The sequence below is a fragment of the Paenibacillus sp. JGP012 genome (assembly GCF_014203995.1).
In the GTDB taxonomy this organism is placed as follows: domain Bacteria; phylum Bacillota; class Bacilli; order Paenibacillales; family Paenibacillaceae; genus Paenibacillus; species Paenibacillus silvae.
The window spans coordinates 78935-99343 of record NZ_JACHKG010000014.1 but is presented as its reverse complement, the minus strand read 5'-3'; the positions used below and the strand labels follow the sequence as shown (position 1 = coordinate 99343).

Below are 20409 nucleotides of genomic sequence, written 5' to 3'. Positions count from 1 at the left end.
GGATAATCCGTTAACGTGTAAATGAATCGTTCAACTTAATATCTGCTTCAGCTCAATGGGACAAGCTTCACTGATTTGATCTCAAAGGGCCTGAAGGTCAGCTCGAAAACTCCGTCTTCACAGGCAAGCGGCTCCAACTGATCCTCCAGCAGATTGATGATGGACGCACGGACATGCTGTTCATTCCACTTCACCTGCACCTTCTCCCGCCCTCCACTGGAATCATAGAATCGAAGCACTGTGCCTGTTCCGTCTTCCGATACCTTGATCGTATCCAGAATGACATGTTCACTCTGGAATTGAAGCCAGCTGTGTCTGGAAGGTTTGTTGCCCTTGTGCGGAGTCGCCGCAACGACCTGTACGGGATGATTCAGCTCCATGGCGCGCTGCACAACACTCGCCTGACGCCAGTCTCCTGCATGCGGCAGTACAGCATACGTGAACCCATGCTGCCCTTGATCGGCACGCACATCCGGCCATTTGGGCGCTCGCAGCAGCGAAAGGCGGATCATCCGATCCTTGATGTCATAACCATACTTGCAGTCGTTCAGCAGACTGATGCCGCTGTTACCCTCCGAAAGATCAGCCCAGCGATGCCCGCAGACCTCAAATTGTGCCCGTTCCCAGCTTGTATTGTTATGGGTTGCACGTTCCAAGGCACCAAACGGAATCTCATACGTTGCTTTGGCTGCCACCAAATCTGCCGGGAATGCTACCTTGAGCAGCTTGTGGCTCTCGTTCCAGTCTACACTTGTCTTGAAATCCACCCGGCGCTGATGATGATACAGAATCACATCCTGGCTAATCTGCGAATCGTTCAGTTGCCAGCGAAAACGCAGCACATCCTGCACAGCGCTGCGCTGTACAACCTCTCTGGATACCAGTTTCACAGCCCCCGCCCGCTGCGATTCAAATCGCGGATCAATGTCCCACGCATCCCAGTACGTCGGTCGGTCATGGAAAAACTGCCATTCATTCGCTTTGTCTCCCGGCTTTAGCCATTCACGTTCTACCGTTTTGTCATACCATCTCGTGATCTCACCCAAATCGTTGAACTCCAGCGTGTAAAATGCAGTTTCCCATCGAGCAGGAATCACCTCGAGTTTAGCCGCGCCTTGTTCTTTCGAGTTATCTGCGAATGGCACTAGCACTGTATCCAAGTCCGTTAGAGTCTTGACCTTATCGTGAACTACCTCGGATGCTGCAGCCGGCTCCAATCTGGATTGCTCCGCGACCGAAATAAAATCCTCCGACTCGCGCAGCCATATCGTGCTGTACCCGAAAGCCGGAATGGAAGGAACAAGAATATACATACTTGCCCCGCCTTCATATTGCTCCGCCCCACTAACCAAACGATTGCCAGGGCAATCATATGCTATCATTCCGGCCAGCTCCGCTCCCCCGGAGATGCAGATTACTTCGCTGCGCTCCCAGCCAAGGCTGTTGAAGATCACGTACGGTGTGCCGGGTACTTCATCTGTTGTAACGGTGTTGGTGAGTGCGCCAAGTGTATGGTGCAGGACGTCATTGCCCAGGGAAAACACCTTTGTATACTCCTCAGCAGACGTAACGTACACTTCAGGGATCGACGTGCCCGGGATGATGTCATGGAACTGATTCAGCATCATCAGCTTCCAGCCTTCATCCAGCACTCCCTTGTTATGCGTAACCCTGCTGTCATATGCCCCGAACTGGCTCCAGATCTCTGCTTCGCGATAGAGCACCTCGGCCTTGCGATTACTTCGTTTGTTCCTCGCATGGGTTGTATAGGTTCCGCGGTGCAGCTCCAGATACAGATCACCATGCCACCTCGGCAGTGTCGGTTCACCTGCCTCAATGCCTTCAAAAAAAGCCCCGGCCGTACTGAATCTGCTGACAGGCTGCCCCACCATCAGGTGAGCACGCTCGGCAAATTCCACCATCTCATGCGTCACACCGCCGCCGCCATCGCCATGACCATAGAGCAGCATCTGCTCTGGATGTACGTCCTTTTGTTTGAAGGACTGCCAGTGTTCATCCACATCCTTGGGACGTGTATGCTCGTTCACACCATGGTTGAGGTAAGCCAGCACGGATGTACCGTCAATCCCTACCCAGTCGAACAGATCATACGGGAACACATTCGTATCATTCCAGTTTAGTTTGGTGGTCATAAAATAAGGAATGTCCGCAAGCCGCAAAATCTGCGGCAGTGAAGCACAATACCCAAACGTATCGGGCAGCCACTCGATATTTGAACGTTTGCCAAACTCGGACTGATAAAACTGCTGCCCATACAAAATCTGGCGTACAAGCGATTCTCCGCTTGGAATGTTCAAGTCCGGCTCCACCCACATGCCGCCAACAAGCTCCCACCGCCCTTCGGCAATTCGTGCCTTCACCCGTTCATACAGCTCTGGATAATGCTCCTTCACAAAAGCATATAACTGGGGCTGGCTCTGGGAATACACAAAATCCGGGTACGTGTCCATCAGTGTGCACATCGTAGAGAACGTTCGGCTGGACTTACGCACCGTCTCCCGTACAGGCCAGAGCCAGGCCACATCAATGTGAGATTGTCCAACCAGATGCATAAAGCCGCCTCGGTACTGCTCCGGGTCTGCCTGCTGTACGTGCTGAGCGAGTCTCTGCTCCAGTTCCTGCAGCCAAACCCCATCCTGCCAGCGGCGCGGCTCATGATTCATCTCATCCATCACCTGATGCATTGCCCGGATCAGTGGCGTGCGCTTAGTATCTTTATCCGGCAGAACCTGCAACGATTCGGAGAGCACCATCATGCTGTACATCAGGCTCTGGAGCGGTTGATTCACATGCACCAGCGCGGCTCGTATCCCCTGAATGGGAGGCTGAATCACCGCTTGTCGGTTGAGCGGGTCATGCGGCTCGGGGATGGGGTCATACAGTTCGATCTCCAGCTTCGGTTCAGCGCCGACACGCTCTATTGGCAGAGGCACAAAGGAATGATTGCGATCCAGTCCGTGATAAGGGACCCCATTCACCTTGAGCAATCCTTCCCCGCCCGCTTCAAAAAGAAATCCGACTGCCTGGCCCTGCCACATCTCAGGAATCTGCACGGTTTTGCTCAGAAAATAAGTTGTGCCGTGTGTGCTGTTTAACGGATTTAAAGGCTGCGTTACTGCTGCCTCCACCCCGTACTCATATTCACCCGGCAGCATATATCGCGCTCGCTGCATCTGCCACTCGGGAAGCTCTACCACATCCAGCCACTGCCGCTGCTTCATATCTTCAATAAATCGCTGAATTCGAATCATACGGTCACCTCCACTTGCTGTACATGCAGACTGCATGCCCTCCAGTCCACCGAGCTGCGTCCGACCATCAGCTTGAATTCACCCGGTTCTACAATGGACTGGAGACGGGAGTCGATCAGGGCTAGATGTTCCTTTTGCACAGGGAACGTTACCGTACGGGTCTCCCCTCGCTCCAGATGAATTTTACGAAAACCTTTCAATGACATCTCTGCCCGGGTGACAGAAGCCGACACATCGGTGATATACAGCTGCACGACCTCTTTGCCCGCCACTTCTCCAATGTTCGTGACCTCCACTTGCACCTCGGCCTGCTCATCTGGCCCGATGACCTCCGGGGTAACTCTCACGTTGTCATACTTGAATTGCGTGTAGCTCAGCCCATGTCCAAACGCGTACTGCGGCGCAAGGTCCATCTCCAGATACCTCTTGCCGCGCGTCCGCTTGGCATGATAGTACACGGGAAGCTGTCCCTCATGCTTGGGAATGGAAACCGTCAGGCGACCGGATGGATTCACATCCCCGAACAGGATATCCGCAACGGCATTGCCACCCTCCTGCCCCGGGTACCACGCTTCCACAATCGCTGGAATATGCTCGTCAATCCAAGGCTCGGCAATCGGGCGTCCATTAATATATACCACAACAACCGGTTTCCCCAGTTTATATACTTCCTGCACCAGTTCCAGCTGCACACCCATCAGATTCAATGACGAACGGTCAATGCCTTCCCCGCATTCCATGTCATTCCACGGATCATCCGTCACCACGGACGCACCCGTGCGCAGATCAATCGTACCTTCGCCAAAATCACGCGCACTTGATCCGCCCATCACCATGACGATCACATCTGCCTGCTCGGCATAAGCAAGTGCCTGCGGGAATCCCTCTCTTGAATCTCCTTTGATGCGGCATCCGGGTGCGTACAGCACCTGACCCGAGCTGGCTCCAAGCCTGCGTGTAATGCCATCCAGTACCGTGACAATCTGCTCCCTCGGCTGTGGTGACGTATAGTCTCCAAGCTGGTTATACATATGATTGGCGTTCGGCCCGAGGACAGCCAGTTTAATGCCTTGTGCAGCAAGCGGAAGCACATGGTCTTCATTTTTCAGCAGTACGATGCCCTCTTGTGCCACTTCTCTCGCCAGCTGCACATGCTCCTCACAGCCAATCACACGTTCAGCAAAATCAGGATCAACATACTGCTGCTCGAACAAGCCCAGCCTGAATTTCATCTCCAGCACCCGCCGTACAGCCAGGTCCACCTCCTTCTCCTCCAATAAACCCTGCTCCAGTGCCTGTGCCAGATGTTTGCGGTACATGAAACCCGACATTTCCATATCTACACCTGCCCTGAGTGACTGTGCTACAGCCTGTTCGCCGTTCTCAGCCGTGTTGTGTCCGTTCACCAGCATCTGGATGGCTCCAAAATCTGTAATTACAAATCCGTCAAAGCCCCACTCTTTCCGCAAAAGATCATGAAGCAGATACGTACTGGACGTACAGGGTACGCCATCAATCTCGTTATAAGCGGTCATGACCGAGCCGGCTCCGGCTTCCACCGCTTGTTTGAACGGCAGCAGGTCGATCTCATGCAGCTCACGCATGCCCATGTGCACAGGTGCTGCGTTGCGCCCTCCCTCCGAGCTGCCGTATGCTGCAAAATGTTTAAGCGTCGCCACTACGGTATGGTTGGAATCCAGGCGTTCCCCCTGCAATCCGTAGATCGCTTCCACGGCAAACTGCCCGATCAGATACGGGTCCTCGGCAAAACATTCCTCCGTCCGTCCCCATCTCGGGTCACGCACGACATCCAGCACTGGAGAATACGTGGCTGCGCCGCCCTGACTCCGGGTCTCCACAGCAATCGCCTCACACATGCTGCGATACAGCTCGGTATTCCACGTACTGCCAACCATTAGCGGTACAGGAAAAACCGTTGAACCAATCGCCATATGCCCGTGGGAGCACTCTTCTCCGAACAGAATCGGAATCCCCAAACGGGAATGCTCTATCGCATAGCGCTGAATTACATTTGTTGCTACCGCCCCTTGGCGCGGTGTCAGTCCCGTCTCCAGCGTGACCTCTGTCCACGGATCAGCTCTGAGCACGCCATACAGCGAGCCAACACCACCCTGTGCCAGTTCCGCCTCGAACTCTTCCGTTACCTGTACGGTGCCATCTGTCTCTTTCTTGTACATCTTCCAGCCCATAGGCTGAAGCAGCTGCCCGATCTTCTCTGCGGTAGTCATTCGTTCAAGCAGGTCCTGAACCCGTTGCTGAATGGGGAGCGAAGCGTCTTTGTAGCCCATTTGCGTTTGCATGTGCACATTCTCCTCCTGTGTTTGAGTTGGTCTGGCACGGCTATCACCAGCATCACCTGACTAGCACTCCCGAGTCTATCACCTGCGCTGCCTAGCATCCCTTCACACTTACCAGACTTCCAACCTCACCGCCTTCACATCGCCTTGCGATAGTCACTCGGAGCCATGCCCACGACATTTTTAAAAGCCCGGTTGAAGGAATTATAGTTCGTGTACCCAACTTCTTCGCTGATCTCCTGAATGGCTTTGTCCGTCTCCTGCATGAGCTGCTTCGCCTTTTCGATGCGGTGACTGATGAGCAGATCCACAAACTTCTCTCCAAGCTCATCTTTGAAAAGCTTGCTCAGATACTTCGGATTGATATCGAACAGATCACTCAGGTAATTCAGAGACAAATCAGGATTGTTATAGTGCTCCTCGATATATTTGCGAATCTCCAAAATATGTGACCGATGCTTGCGAGAGCATTGCAGTGTCTGCATCTGACGGGCCAGTTCCCGGAAACCCTCCAGACACAGCTCTCGTAGATTGTCCAGCGTCTCCCAGCCTTCCAGCCTTGGCAGCAGCGGTGTAAATATCGCAGCCCACGTCTCCTTATATTCCGGCGGCAGCTCGGCAAATTCCCGATTATAATGCTGGAACAACAGCTGCATCGTGTTCATAATCTCCTGCCGCGACAGGACAGACTGGCGAATCTGCTTGAAGAGCCGCTCGAAATGCTGCTCCCAGACGTCATCCGACAGACGCATTGCCTGCACCAGCAGGGAGATTGTTTTTAGAAACTCATACACATCATTGGTGGAATTCGGTACGTCACTACATGGAATAATACGATTGGTGCCAAGCACAGCCTTGTATTCCAGCGCGTGCACTGCCTCTTTGAGGGAAGCTCGCAGCCCGCGGAGATCAACCGCAACGCGGCCTACCCCGATCGTGACCGTAAAATTCAGATATTGCCCGATCCGGTCCAGATAATCGGTGAGCAAACGTGTTTCCATCTCTTCCGAATGCTCTGTCTCCGGCAGCCAAAGAATCGCATAGAGACGCTGATCGGAGACCCACTCGGCCCACACGTCTGTTCCTTCATGCCGCGCACTTTCCTGCAGAATGCTGGACAGCACAAATTTCAGAAGAGCCTGGTCCTGCTGATGGTACTCGGCTGCAAATACGTCATACCGATCCATCTCCACCACCAGCACAGCCCAGCGATGCTCCAGTTCCGGCAGCTTGAACCTGCTCATATTGGCAGACAGCTCATGACCCGAGTAATCGCGTGTACCTTCGAGCAGCTCCTGAAAGAAGACTTTTTTCTGCAAAATCAGATTCTCCTCATGCTCCTCCTGGTACTGCCGTGTCTGATCAATCATGCGCTCCAGTGTCGTATGAATAAAACGGAACTCATTCTCCTTGCCATAATTCAGCGCAGACGGCTTCTGTGAAGATACGGTCTGGATCAGCGTCACGATCTGCTGAATGGGCTTGTAGTTTCTGCGAGTCACATAGACCACCCATGCTACCCCGACCAGCACAACACCAGCAGCAAAGATAAACCAGATATTATAAAATTGCAGGGCAAACTTGACGATCTTTCCGTTGTTCAGCCCGGTCTGCACCTTCCAGCCGCTGTAGCTGGACGTAAATTCAGAGAATACTTCTCCCGAAGCCGCTGCTGTTTGGGAGGCAAGGGTAGGGCCAGATGTGTAATCCTCAGGCATTCCGTTGTGCCACAGGCTTCCTCCTGCCCGATTGTAAATGTTCACAAACGTAAACTCCGGGTCATACATCTGCATAATGGATTTGCGCAGTGTGTTCAGCTCCACATTTGTCACAACCAGTCCTCGTCCGTTGGCGGCATTGCGTACAATCGTAATGACCTGCTCCGCCGTCTGGGATGGGAATGCCTTGAATGACCGCGCACCGACCCACTTCTGTTCATCCCTGGAGCGGCTATCTTCAATAAATGCAGCATCCGGGAAGTCATTAATGGGTACGGCCTTACCGTTGCTAAAAACCGTGTTATCGCTGTATCTGACCAAATACACCGAGTCAATCAGCGGATATTCTATCTTCAATTCATCGATGACCTTGACTGCCTGAATGCCGGCATATACATCCTCGCTGCCAGATACCGAGAAATAGTTTTTCAGATTGGAATTGGTCAAAATCTCGCGCAGCACCTTGAAATCAATCGAGCGCAAGGAATTGTCCAGATACTGTGTGACCTGTGAGGCCAGAAATTCATTCGCCTTGAGTGCTTCCCTGCGGTTCTGCTCATTAAAAACCTGGAAAAAAATAAAAAACAGAATCGTCGTCACAATAAAAAATATAGGCAAATACGATAACAGCAAACGTCTGAACCAATTGTTGCTCATCTCCCGCGCCCCCCACCAATTCCATTTCATGCTGCATGACGACAACCACTTGCCTTGTTCACTGAATTTTCATAAATATGCTGTACATTATATCGAATGACGTGGGGTTGTCATAGGAGAGGACTGCCCCGGTCACAGGTGACCGGCGGGACAGTCCGATACAGATTACTTTTTCTCAATTGCACGCTGATAAATATCCAGATAATTGCTCAGGCCAAGTCCATCGAATCCTTTGACATAGGAATCCCAGTCCTTCTCAATGCTCTTGCTGCCAATGATGAACTGCGCCATATTGGTCTGCACGTAATCTTTGATCGCTGTCGTCAGCTGAGCTGCTGACTCGGTATCCTCTGGACGAATAAATACATTCGCCGGATACACCTCTTTCGGTGCATATGGCGCGTATACATTTGTCGCTTGGGCGAGGCGTGTACCGTATCCTTCCGCAGACAGCGGGTCCTGACCCTCTGCAAACAGATTGCGGAACGTGTTGGACAAGTCATGCGCACCGATCTGTGACCAGCTCTCGTTCACAACGACGTTTGGATCACGCTCAGGCAGATTATAGTAGCTGTACTTGGCAGGCTCGCCGTTGATGTTTTTCTCATCCGGATCAGCCTTCTTCCAGCCCTTTCCTTCTGTCGGCCCGTACTCTGCGTACAGCGCTCCCTCTTCACTGAACATATAATCCACGATTTTGATTGCTGCGATCTGCTGCGCTTCGGTTGCTTTGTTGGTAATCGCAAATTCGAACTCGCCTACACTCTGCGTTGCCCCTGTTGTCTGCACACCATCCGGCCCTTTCAGCGGCGGCACGATATCCCAGTGCTGGTGGCGGGTAATGTTTTTGTCGTACGTATTCACCAGATAGCTGACGAGCGCAGTTGTAATGGAGCCCACCACCTCATCACCTTCCTTATTCCCCAGCTGACCTACAGCCTGGTCATTCTGCGTGAAGGAAGCCGGATCAATCAGGCCTTCGGCATACAGCTTGTGCATGTACTCCAGCCCTTTCTTCCATCCTTCCTGATTGGCCGCAAAGCTCACCTTGCCATCGTTCACAATCAGGTATTTGTCGTTATCGTTGTATATAAAGCTGTTCATCAAGTACGCATCAATATTGCCGTTCCATACATATTTGTTCGGAGCACCTGTGAGCGGAATCTCGTCGGCTTTACCGTTGCCGTTCGGGTCCTGTGTTTTGAACGCCTTCAGAACGGTGTACAGTTCGTCAGTCGTTGTAGGCATTTTCAGACCCACCTTATCCAGCCAATCGGTGTTGATCCAATATTTCTGGGCATACGTACAGTGATAACACTCGTTGAAAATAGGCAGGGCGTAGATGTTGCCATCCGGTGCCGTAATGGCGTCCTTGAAGTATGGCTTCTCCTCCATCACTTTGGTCAAATTCGGGCCATACTGCTTGATCAAGTCCTGAAGCGGCAGGAACACACCTTGTTTACCATAGGTTTGCAGATCTGAGGTCGTGAACTTGCCGTGGAGAAAAACTTCAGGATAATCGCCACTGGCAAGTAGCAGCTGTCTGCGGTCCTGCAGTGCATCGGTCGGAGCAAGATCCCATTTCAGCTTGACGTCGAATTTCTTCTCGATAAACTTGGTAAATTCATTCTCTTCCATCGATGCTTTGCCCTGCGGAGCAAAAAAGGTCATCGTAACCGGGCCGCCGCTCTCGCCGCTCCCCTCGCTTCCTCCCTCTGCCTTCTCAGACGAATTGCATGCCGACAACAAAGCCATTGAAGCAAAGATCAGAAACAACATCGAAATCCAGGATTTTCTCAATCTGACTCCTCCTTTTTGTTCATAACGGCAAACCTTGGGTCATGCTATACGGGTATACAGGTTTCTGAAAACCAATCCCGGAAGCCGGCGCGTGCCCCCACCTCCCTTCAAAGTCCGACTCCCGCTGGAGTTATAGCAGAGCACGTATATGATCGTGATACAAATACAGATGATCCTCTATCCTCCTGGCAGATTAACCTTTGAGGGAACCCACCATGACACCTTTGACAAAATGCTTCTGTACAAATGGATACATGATCAGGATCGGAATACTTGCGACAACAATGAGCGCATACTTCAATACCTGCTCGAACCCTTGATCTCGCAGCTGCTGGCTTGTATTGGCAAGCATCGCCGGGTCAGCCGCGTTCAGAATCAGCAGATTACGAAGCACATACTGCAGCGGGAACAGCTTCTCGGAACGCAGATAGATGAGCGCATCGAAATACGCATTCCAGTGACCGACCGCATACATCAGGGTCATGACCGCCAGAATCGGCTTGGATAGCGGCAGCACAACACTGATTAGATATCGGATATCCCGGCAACCATCCATCTCGGCTGCTTCCCCAAGCTCTTCCGGGATGGAGGATTGGAAAAACGTCCGGGCAACGATAACTTGAAACACGGCAAGTGCTCCAGGCAGCCACATCGCCCAGCGGGTATCCAGCAGATGAAGATCCTTCATCAGCAGGTAGGTCGGAATCAGACCCCCGTCAAAAAACATCGTGATCATCATAAAGATGATGATCGCTCCCCGTCCGTAGAACGATTTGCGAGAAAGCGGGTAGGCCAGCATGACGGTCAGCGCTACGTTAATAAAGGTACCGACCAAGGTGTAGATAATCGTGTTGTAGAAGCCCAGCATGAGCTGCTGGCTTTTGAAGATGGAGATGTACGCCTTGATATTGAAATCCACCGGGAACAGCCACACCTGACCGGAGGTTACGGCACGTGACGAGCTGAACGAGGAGCTGACAATGTACAAGAGCGGGTAGAACACCGTTAACAGAATGGCGATGAGAAAAATATAATTAAGCGTCATGAAGATGCGGTCCCCGATCGGGTCCTTGATCCGGTTACGGTTCATCCGTTTAAACATGGATACACTCCTCCTTTACCACAAGCTGTTCTCGGATACTTTGCGGGAAATGCTGTTAACGATAATCAGCAGGATCAGGTTGATTACGGAGTTGAACAATCCAACGGCCGAGGAAAAGCTGAAGTTGGCTCCGATCAGACCAACCTTGTACACATACGTGGAGATCACCTCTGAAGCACTCGTGTTAAGCGGGTTCTGCATCAGATATATTTTTTCGAAGCCTACGCCCATAATGCTGCCGAGACTCAGGATCAGCATGATCACCGTGACCGGAACAAGGGTGGGCAGGTCAATGTGCCATATTTTCCGCAGCCGGGACGCACCGTCCATCTTCGCTGCTTCGTACAGGGACGGGTCAACTCCCGCCAGCGCCGCTATGTAGATGATGGATGAGTACCCCATACCCTGCCATACCCCTGACCATACATAGATGGATTTGAAGTATTCCGGAATGCCCATGAAGTTGGTCATCGGGAAGCCCAGCATGGAGAACAGCTTGTCAACAACGCCCACATGCGGGGAAAGCATCAGAATGATGATGGAAACCATAACAACGGTAGAGATAAAATGCGGAGCATACGTAACCATCTGCACAGTCTTTTTAAAATATCCCGTTCGAATCTCGTTCAGCGCCAGCGCCAGCAGGATCGGGATCGGGAAACCGGCAAGCAGGGAGTAAAAGCTGATTCCAATCGTGTTTTTGATCAACAGCCAGAAGTTCGGGGATTCAAAAAAAGCCTCAAAATGCTTGAATCCTACCCACGGGCTGCCCCAGATGCCCTTGACTACACTGAAATCCTTGAAGGCAATCTGTACACCGACCATCGGAATATACTTGAAAATCAGTAGATACAGCACAGGGGGCAGCACTAGCAGGTAAAGCTCCCAGTGCTTCTTGAGGCTTCGGATGAATGGATGCTGCCGCTTGGGCTCCGCCTGATTCATCTGCTGCAGGTCCATGTTCGCGGGTATGCTTTCCGTAGCTCGACTCATTTGCGTCACTCCTTCTCAAACCTCAAGTGTAATAATACATTACATTTACATCCCTTAAATCTTCTTTTTAGAGACTGATTCATGGCTTTCGATCTAATCAATGTCAACATTCATATCAGGTAGCGCTTTCTTGATTTGATAGTACCTTGCCGGGGGCTTTTTGATCAATTTGCAATTTTCTCCGACCTCTCTTTATTCCAAAAACCCTTGCGGGGCAAGCATTTAAAGCCGTGTATCTTCAGGAATTACATCTCATATGTATCCAAAATAAAATTCCGGGGGCTCTTATATCTCCCCCGGAATTGACATGTATGTTTATGATGTGGTGACCAATCTGAACGTATGTGTGATGGGTGCTTTCCCATCCGTTGCGGATCGCGGCAGCTCCACAAGCAGCCCGTCTGTCGTCTGCTGATACGAAAGTACGTCATCGGTACCTACAAGTTCAACACGCTCTACCTTTTCCAAATAAGGGATGATCAGCTGTGGCTCCAGGCTCTCTTGCTCATCGCGGTAGATACGGAAGGCATAAACGGTATTTTTGTCTGCCTTTTGCGTAAAGGCCCACTCCTTCGTGAAGTATGGTGCGCAGATGCGGGTGCCATATATGCCCTCGCCATGGGTGTTCAGCCATTTCCCCAGTCCCTGAATGCCTCGAATTGCTCCTTTCGGCAGGCGGCCATCCGGCTGAGGACCAACATTTAATGCCAGATTGCCACCTTTGGAAACGACCTCAAGCAAAATATGGGCAAGCTGACGCCCTGATTTGTACTGATCATCGAAGCCAAATGCAAAGGAATGTCCCACGGTAATACAGCTCTCCCACGGGATATTCATCGGATGCTCCGGGATCGTTTGCTCCGGGGTTACGATGTTCTCATATGGCCCGCCTACAGTACGGTCTGCGGACAGAAGCCATGGCTGCGTTGTTTTTCTTGCCCGCTCAACCACTTCACCAAGCCGGATATCCTGCCCGTGGCGGCCTTCACGCACCCAGCCCGCATCCAGCCACAAACATTCGATGCGTCCGTAATTCGTCAGCAGCTCCATAATCTGCTCATGGGTAAACTCCACAAACTTCTCCCACATCCATGGATACTTGTATGGATCGTATGAAGGCCCGCGCCACATATGGCGTCCGCGCTCCATACCCGGAGCCCAGTAATACGGGGTATGCCAGTCGGCTTTGGAGAAATATGCAGAGATTCCGAGCCCCTTGGCCCGGAAAGCATCGAACAGCACCCGGCAGATATCAGCGTATTTGTGCTTGTGGAACGGTGTGTCCTTTCCCGTGATCCGGTAATCGGTTGTTTTCGTATCCCACATACAGAAGCCGTCATGATGCTTGGTCGTGAACAGGAAGTATTTGAAGCCGTTGTCTGCGGCCATCTGTGCCCATTGCTCGGGCTGAAATCGGATCGGATTGAAGGTTTTGTTCAAGTCGAAATATTCACGCTTGAAGTCCTCCATATCCTCCGTCCAGTCGACATCATCCCGCGACCAGTCGCCATCCTCATCACTCAGCGCCCACGACTCCACCAAACCGAGCTGGGAGTAAGGCCCCCAGTGCATCATCAGCCCCAGCTTCTGGTCCTTGAACCACTCCAGCCGTTCCAGCAGCAACGGATCTTCGGGCTTTACCCACTCATCCTCTTTGCTAAAGTTGTGTACACCAGCTTCAACGATCTGCTCTTCCTGCTCTGGCAGGGGGATTTTGGTTTCGGTCAAAAGGGTCATCTCCTTAAGTTAAAATGTCTCACGTTATAAAATGATACGATTTACACTTGGGCACTCCGATTGCAGTACCATCTTCCGATCGCTGTTATCCCCGAATTTCTTCGAACTATTTTCCCTATGGGGAAATCCGGGGATAAAGGCGAGCGCTTCGCTTCTCCAGATTGGTTCTGCACTCTCCGTTTCACGTGTAAATGGATGCTTTATAACGGGCACAGACAGGGATGCCTTGCGTGTAATCTATAACGAAATTTCCCGTCCCTCGCGTGCGGATTCGTAGATGGCGCACAGCATTTTCATTACCTCTACGCCGTCCTCTACGGGGCTGAGGGTTTCTTTGCGACCCTGCGTGCTGTCGATAAAATGGTTGATTTCGTTGCGGAACGATCCCATAAAGTCAAAGGACTTAAAGTCCACCTGTGGTGTCATATTCAGAATGGTGTTGAATTTCTCGCCAATGATCGAGATTTCGGGCTCCAGTTCGGCGCCGCCCCTGTCGCCATACAGCTTGACGGAGGTTTCATCCGCCTTGGCATGCAGGGTGAAGCTGACATCGACCAGAAGGCTTGCTCCATTTTCAAAACGAATCAATGCATTCGCCATATCCTCCACGTTGTTCTGCTCCGCATCATAGTCTGCTGCCTTATAGAACGACAGGTTGCGAATATTTCCACGATTGCCCAGCCGATTGGATACGTTGGCAGAGACTGACTTCACCTTCGGTCTGCCCATCAGATACCAGCAGATGTCAATGACGTGTACGCCGATATCAATTAAAGGGCCGCCCCCGGAGCGGCTCTTATCCGAGAACCAGCCGCCCGGATTGCCGAGTCGGCGCAGGCTGGAGGCTTTGGCATAATAGATTTCACCCAGCTCGCCTTCGTCGATGAACTTTTTCAAAATCTGAGCATTGTCACTATAGCGGCGAACAAAGCCAACTTGAAGCAGCTTTCCGCTGCGGCGAACAGCCTTTTCCACCTCTAACGCATCCTCAACGGTCTGGCAGAGCGGTTTCTCGCACAGCACGTTTTTTCCTGCATCCAGAGCGGCAATGCTGATCTCGGCGTGTGAATCATTCCATGTGCAGATGCTGACGGAATGAATTTCCGGAAGGGCAAGCAGGTCTCTATAGTCCGTAAACACATGAGATGCTCCATATTGCTTCGCTACATCGGCAGCACGAGTTTCGTTCAGGTCACAGATCGCATAGATCTCCACTTCCGGATTGCTGGCATAGGCTTTCAGGTGACAATCCGATATAGAACCGGCGCCAATAACGGCGACTTTTAATTTGGACATTTCACTACCCCTCCATTGATGGATAAACATGAATTTATAGTGCTCGACTCTGAAAAGCCACTTATCAGGCCAGACAAGGGCCGATGCTACCTCGGTTTACGCCTCATCCCACAAACGACGCACGTTGTCCATGGCGATCCGCGAAGCGGTCTGACAGTGCTCCATCCCTTCAAATTCGATCGAGATGTAACCGTCATACCCGGATTGCTTCAGCACGCGGAATACCTCAGGCATGTTGATATCGCCATGACCCACAATGGCTCCGCGCAAATAATTGCCGTGGGAGGTCTGGAACCAGCCCTCACCAGGATTGCGGGTAGAAGGCCGCCAGTAGAAGTCTTTGGCGTGCACGATGGACGCATAAGGGATGTTATTTTTCACCGCACTCACCGGATCTTCATCGACACAGAGGAAATTACCGATGTCCAGTGTGGTTTTGAAATTTTCCCGCCCCGTCTCATACAGCAAACGCTGGATGCGCTCGCTCGACTGTACATAATATCCGTGGTTCTCCACACTTGTCGTAACTCCAAAACCTGCCGCATAATCGGCAATGCGCTGGCATGCTTTGACCAGTACGGGCAGGTCTGCTTCAAACTGAGCTACTGTTCCTTCGGCTGCAGGCCGGAAAGCCACATCATGCCGCATCAGCTTCACCCCCAGAGCTGCCGCCACGTCCACATGACGCATAACGTTCTGAATCTCCTGCTCCACCGCCTCGGCACTCTCTTGAACAGCAAAGTTTGCACCAACCGCATAATTGGAGAGCTCAATGCCCACCTCTTGCGCAGCCGTTTTGATCTCTTCAATTAGCTCTGGATTGTCAATCAGATTGAAGCCCATCGGCACGATCTCCACATGTTGACCGCCCTGCTCGGCAATCCAACGAATGGCATCCGGCACACTCAGCTCCTTACGATCCAAAGCTTGCTGTAAACTGTACGTGCTAAGTCCAACTTTCATCTTGCTCATCCTCTCCCTCTCCTGTGATGGATGTCCATACCCAACGTATACCGTTTTCCAGCACTCTGGGCAATTGCCAATAATCGCATGGCTCAACAATTTTCCTTTTCTAGCCCAAATCCGGCTTATCTACGAACATTACAGCTGCATCAGCTGTTCCATGAAGTTCGAATACTATAATCTCATTATCTCCTTGGCGAAGAAGCGGCGCAGGTACATACAACGTCTGCTGCGGCCCTATGCTCCAGTAGCGCCCCAGATTGAATCCGTTTACATATGCAACACCCTTCGTCCAGCCATCCAGACGCAGAAATGTATCCTTTACATCACTTTTGTGCTGAATTTGGAGATTGCCCTTATATAAAAATGGTGTGTCTGCTGCATCTGCCGTCATGAAGTGCTGCTGCTCCGTAAATCTCAGACCTGAAAGGTCACGCATCGGCAAACAGTGAATGGTCCAGTCATATAAAAACTGAAATCCATGCCGCACCCCTTCCGTGATGCCCTTCGGGTCTCTCAGGTACGGACCGTAATTGATTCGCCCCATATTTTCAACGAGAATGTGCAGGTCTGCACCCTGCGGCGGGACTTCAAATGATATGGTCGCTCCCCCGTTCCCACGTTCAAGAACACCTAGCAGCCGCCCATCCACATACACCAAGGCACGGTCTCGCACCTCCTGAACCACCAACTCCTGCCGCTCTCTTGGTCCGGATATGCGTGTCTGGTAGCTGATAAAACCATAATCCTGCCCCATCTTCTCCATCGGCTCGGGATTGGTACGCTGCATCGGTACAGCCAGCGCAGCCAACTGCTCGAACAACGCTGCCCTTTGCGTCATCTCCACTCTGCCATAGGCGGCCGTTTTAATGGGTTCTGGCAAGGCCATATCTTCCTCTTTAGATTCAATATTTTTCGATTCAGATCCATTCGCCTGTTCTTTCGAACGACGATATCGTGAAATAACGTCCTGCACAGCGTAGAATTTGGCTGTCGGCTCACCCGACTCACCAAGCAGCGAATCGTAGTCGTAACTTGTGATGGTCGGTTCATACTGATGCTTCTGCTGACAGTTGGCGCCATTATAAAATCCAAAGTTTGTACCGCCATGGAACATATAAAAATTCACCGACGTGCCAGCTTCAAGCATCTCCTCCAGCACCTCGGCTACATCTGCCGATTCCCGGGTGTGATGAGGTTCGCCCCAGTGATCAAACCAGCCATTCCAGAATTCCATACACATTAGCGGTTCTTCTCCCTGGTATTCACGCAGCTTGGCAAATGCCCATTCCGTACCTGAGCCAAAATTAACGGTTGCCAAGTGCCCAGGCACCGAACCGGCCTGTAACATATGATCGGTGGGTCCATCCGAGGTAAAGAGCAATACATCGATCCCACGCTGTACCATGCCATCCCGCAAATAGCTCAGATAACCCACATCATTGCCAAAGCTGCCATATTCATTCTCAATCTGCATGGCAATAACGGGCCCGCCATGGGTGCTCAGAAACGGTTTTAATCTGGGCAAAAGCACATCATAGTACCGATCCACATGCGCCAGAAACGCTGGATCGGTACAGCGTAACCGCAGGTTGTCATCTGCCAGCAACCAGGACGGTAAGCCGCCAAACTCCCACTCCGCACAGATATATGGACTCGGGCGAATGATTACATGCAGACCTAACGCTCCTGCCAGCTGAATAAACCGCTCCACATCGGCCATGCCTTCAAAACAATACACTCCCGGCTGCGGCTCATGCATATTCCACGGCACATACGTCTCCACCGTGTTAAACCCGCAGGCCTTCAGCTTCAACAGCCGATCTTCCCAATATTCCGGCACAACTCGGAAATAATGAATGGCACCCGACAGAAGCTGAATCGGTTTGCCATCCAGCAAGAACTGCGCTCCCTGATATTTCAGCACCGTCATCTCACACGCCCTCCCGCTTACTGTTATGTATGCTGAATGTCGATAATGTTGGATACCATCTGGACTCCTGAATGGTTAACCTGACGCGGCGGGCTGTCACTTTGGGAAAACAGCAGATGCGCTTATACCCCACGACCGTTCCAGCGTATATATCCCGCCACAGACCATCCCTTTCACACACCTCCAGCGTAAATCGCTCAATCCGCTGCCCTGATTGGATGTGCTCCATCAGCATTACACGGTCGAATGTCCGTTCTTCCGGCAAAAGCAATTCAATCCATGCCTGCTCCGTCCCTTCGGGCGGACACCAATAGACATCTCTCTGTTCACCTGAATGCAGTATCATCGATGCTCCATGCGCGTCGTCCATCGTCTCCGAAGCTGCTGCCTGCGCACCTGCAGCCAAATTCTCGCTGAACGTTGCGCGCAGCGCCAAGCCCAGCTCGCTCAGCCGCTGGACATCATTTTCATGAATCAACCCACGTCGATCTGGCGGCAGATTCAGCAGAAAACAGGCATTGCCACCTACGGCACCGTGATATACGGAGAGCAGCTCTTCCAGTGTTTTGACCTGATTATCCTCATGAGCATGATAGAACCACCCTGGGCGAATCGAGGTATTCACTTCGGCTGGATACCATACCAGCTTGTCAGCATAATTACGGATAACATCCCGGCTTCCCAGATCACTGTCCTGTGTATTAATTCTTCTGGCAAACTCTCCATCATCCACCTGCTGGGACTGCTCCTGAATCTTCTCATTATCCTGCATATGCGCAGGGACAACGCTCCATTCCGACTCCCGCGTATGTCCCGCTTCATTACCACACCAGCGGACATCCGGGCCGCACACTGAAATGACAGCCTCCGGCTGAAGTTCACGGATGAGCGCGTAATATGCGTCCCAATCATAGACCTGCCTTTTCCCGTTCGCCCCCTCTCCACAGGCCCCATCGAACCACACACAGAAAATATCGCCATAATTCGTAAGCAGCTCGCGCAGCTGTGATAGAAAGAATGTATTATACCGCTCCGAATCCCCGTATGAAGCTTCATGGCGATCCCAAGGAGAGAGATATACTCCAAATTTCAAGCCAGCTTCACGGCAGGCGTCCGCAACCTCCTGCACCAGATCACCCTTGCCCTCTCTCCAGGGACTCGCAGCAACGGTATGGTCTGTATAACGGCTCGGCCACAGACAGAATCCGTCATGATGCTTGCACGTCAGAATCAGTCCCTTCATGCCTGCTGCCTTGCAGGACGCCACCCACTGCTCCGCACTCAGCTCGGAAGGGTTAAAGATCGCCGGGTTCTCCTCCCCTGTGCCCCACTCCCGATCTGTAAAGGTGTTCACGGTAAAATGAATAAACGCATAGAACTCCATCTCCTGCCATCTTAACTGCCGTTCTGATGGGCTGACCTGTGCCGCCATTTTGATCCAATCGGCTGGTGATTGCGTTGAACTCATGAACTCTCACTCCCTTGTGTGCATATGCCTTGCTTTACTATATAAATTGAACTAAAGATTTTACACACACCACTCCGATGACAGAATAACCTTCCAATCGCTGTTATCCCCAGATTTTTTTTGATTCCCTTTTGTAAAGGGGAAAATCCGGTGATAAAGGCGACCGCTCCGCTTTTTCAGGTTTTTTCTGTCCCCTCCGTTAACGTGTAAATGAATAGTTAAACTTATAATAGAAGCTATCTATACTTACATGGATCATCCCATGTTTAATTCATCGTTCTCCCCTGGCCTTTGTCGTTCTGTCATTCATGTTTCTGTTCGCTATTACTGCTAGAGCGACTCCAACTGCTGCACGGCACGTATTAGCCGTGCTTTGGCCTCGGTAACAAGCTGTGCGTCAACAGGCTGTTGGAAGCTGCCTACTCGGCGCACACCTGATCCCATATGAATTTCGGTTATGCCAGTTGCACCCACGATGTCTGAAATGCCTTCAATGGTCACACCCGATCCCGCCATAACAGCGATGTTCAGCATCTGTCCCAGCTCCTGAAGCTGCTTCAGCTCAGGCAGACCTTCGGGTGCTGCTGGCTTTCCTCCCGATGTAAGCACCCGCTCGACAACATTTCTCTCACTCGCATCATGGATACCGCCTAGGTTCTTCAGCACTGCCGGCAAGTTTGAGCTTGCATCTATGGCGCGATGGAACGTCACACCCAGCCCCTTGGCTTCGGACAGACAAGGTTGCAAGCATGACCGATCCACCTTTCCTTCTGTTGTCAGAGCCCCAATCACAATCCCCGCCGCTCCCAGTGCTCTGGCCACACGTACATCTTGCGTCATCACGCGAATATCGTCCGGGCTATAGCAGAACGAGCGGCTATGAGGGCGAATCATCACATACACAGGAATCGAAATGTTTGCTACAACCTGTTCAATCACACCATAGCTGGGTGTAAGCCCGCCTTCGGTCATTGCCGCTACAAGCTCAATACGATCGGCCCCGCCCTGCTCTGCCGCTCGGGCATCTGCTGTGTCTGTAGCAATGACTTCTAATATGGGTTGTCTTTTAGACTGCTTCTTCATAGAAACACCTCCTTACGTTGATCAACATAGAACATCCAGCAAACCACGCTATAAAGGACCGAATAAACG

Annotated in this window: 12 protein-coding genes; all 12 read right to left on the bottom strand. The window is 51.7% G+C overall.

Annotation, left to right across the window (positions count from 1 at the left end; all coding sequences use genetic code 11):
* Positions 1 to 47 precede the first annotated feature (47 nt).
* The 12 genes from HNR77_RS17595 to HNR77_RS17540 all read right to left on the bottom strand — a co-directional run bounded on the left by HNR77_RS17595 (position 48) and on the right by HNR77_RS17540 (position 20340).
* A complete protein-coding gene (locus HNR77_RS17595; protein ID WP_184187039.1) occupies positions 48 to 3272 on the bottom strand; it encodes an alpha-mannosidase in 3225 nt (1074 codons plus the stop codon).
* Positions 3269 to 5581 (bottom strand): glycoside hydrolase family 3 N-terminal domain-containing protein, encoded by a 2313-nt coding sequence (locus HNR77_RS17590; RefSeq protein WP_184187173.1) that lies wholly within the window; start codon positions 5579 to 5581, stop codon positions 3269 to 3271. The genes HNR77_RS17595 and HNR77_RS17590 overlap by 4 nt, the downstream gene beginning before the upstream one ends.
* Positions 5582 to 5727: 146 nt before the next feature.
* Positions 5728 to 7965, bottom strand: coding sequence for a helix-turn-helix domain-containing protein (locus tag HNR77_RS17585; RefSeq protein WP_184187036.1), 2238 nt, complete (start codon positions 7963 to 7965; stop codon positions 5728 to 5730).
* A gap of 165 nt (positions 7966 to 8130) precedes the next feature.
* Positions 8131 to 9765 (bottom strand): type 2 periplasmic-binding domain-containing protein, encoded by a 1635-nt coding sequence (locus HNR77_RS17580; RefSeq protein WP_145405783.1) that lies wholly within the window; start codon positions 9763 to 9765, stop codon positions 8131 to 8133.
* A 193-nt stretch (positions 9766 to 9958) separates the two neighbouring features.
* Complete coding sequence (locus tag HNR77_RS17575) at positions 9959 to 10867, bottom strand: carbohydrate ABC transporter permease (RefSeq protein ID WP_184187033.1); 909 nt, start codon at positions 10865 to 10867, stop codon at positions 9959 to 9961.
* 15 nt (positions 10868 to 10882) lie between these two features.
* On the bottom strand, positions 10883 to 11827 hold the full coding sequence (locus HNR77_RS17570) for an ABC transporter permease (RefSeq protein WP_240636867.1): 945 nt from the start codon (positions 11825 to 11827) through the stop codon (positions 10883 to 10885).
* A 348-nt stretch (positions 11828 to 12175) separates the two neighbouring features.
* Complete coding sequence (locus HNR77_RS17565) at positions 12176 to 13588, bottom strand: alpha-L-fucosidase (RefSeq protein WP_184187030.1); 1413 nt, start codon at positions 13586 to 13588, stop codon at positions 12176 to 12178.
* Between the two features lie 246 nt (positions 13589 to 13834).
* Entirely contained in the window at positions 13835 to 14893 is a 1059-nt protein-coding gene (locus tag HNR77_RS17560; protein WP_184187028.1) for a Gfo/Idh/MocA family protein, read from the bottom strand.
* A 96-nt stretch (positions 14894 to 14989) separates the two neighbouring features.
* Positions 14990 to 15856 carry a sugar phosphate isomerase/epimerase family protein gene (locus tag HNR77_RS17555; protein ID WP_184187170.1) on the bottom strand — a complete coding sequence of 289 codons (867 nt, stop codon included), beginning with the start codon at positions 15854 to 15856 and terminating at the stop codon, positions 14990 to 14992.
* A gap of 109 nt (positions 15857 to 15965) precedes the next feature.
* Positions 15966 to 17789, bottom strand: a complete 1824-nt coding sequence (locus tag HNR77_RS17550; RefSeq protein WP_184187026.1) for a glycoside hydrolase family 35 protein — start codon at positions 17787 to 17789, stop codon at positions 15966 to 15968.
* 1 nt (position 17790) lies between these two features.
* Positions 17791 to 19257 carry an alpha-L-fucosidase gene (locus tag HNR77_RS17545; protein ID WP_184187022.1) on the bottom strand — a complete coding sequence of 489 codons (1467 nt, stop codon included), beginning with the start codon at positions 19255 to 19257 and terminating at the stop codon, positions 17791 to 17793.
* 330 nt (positions 19258 to 19587) lie between these two features.
* Positions 19588 to 20340: a copper homeostasis protein CutC gene (locus tag HNR77_RS17540; protein WP_184187019.1), complete on the bottom strand. Its 753-nt coding sequence runs from the start codon at positions 20338 to 20340 to the stop codon at positions 19588 to 19590.
* Positions 20341 to 20409 lie beyond the last annotated feature (69 nt).

What these genes read in the sequence shown, in the direction of transcription:
- HNR77_RS17595 (WP_184187039.1), bottom strand. Translation starts at nt 3,272, where the DNA reads ATGATTCGAATTCAGCGATTTATTGAAGATATGAAGCAGCGGCAGTGG.
- HNR77_RS17590 (WP_184187173.1), bottom strand. Translation starts at nt 5,581, where the DNA reads ATGGGCTACAAAGACGCTTCGCTCCCCATTCAGCAACGGGTTCAGGAC.
- HNR77_RS17585 (WP_184187036.1), bottom strand. Translation starts at nt 7,965, where the DNA reads ATGAGCAACAATTGGTTCAGACGTTTGCTGTTATCGTATTTGCCTATA.
- HNR77_RS17575 (WP_184187033.1), bottom strand. Translation starts at nt 10,867, where the DNA reads ATGTTTAAACGGATGAACCGTAACCGGATCAAGGACCCGATCGGGGAC.
- HNR77_RS17570 (WP_240636867.1), bottom strand. Translation starts at nt 11,827, where the DNA reads ATGGACCTGCAGCAGATGAATCAGGCGGAGCCCAAGCGGCAGCATCCA.
- HNR77_RS17560 (WP_184187028.1), bottom strand. Translation starts at nt 14,893, where the DNA reads ATGTCCAAATTAAAAGTCGCCGTTATTGGCGCCGGTTCTATATCGGAT.
- HNR77_RS17555 (WP_184187170.1), bottom strand. Translation starts at nt 15,856, where the DNA reads ATGAAAGTTGGACTTAGCACGTACAGTTTACAGCAAGCTTTGGATCGT.
- HNR77_RS17550 (WP_184187026.1), bottom strand. Translation starts at nt 17,789, where the DNA reads ATGACGGTGCTGAAATATCAGGGAGCGCAGTTCTTGCTGGATGGCAAA.
- HNR77_RS17545 (WP_184187022.1), bottom strand. Translation starts at nt 19,257, where the DNA reads ATGAGTTCAACGCAATCACCAGCCGATTGGATCAAAATGGCGGCACAG.
- HNR77_RS17540 (WP_184187019.1), bottom strand. Translation starts at nt 20,340, where the DNA reads ATGAAGAAGCAGTCTAAAAGACAACCCATATTAGAAGTCATTGCTACA.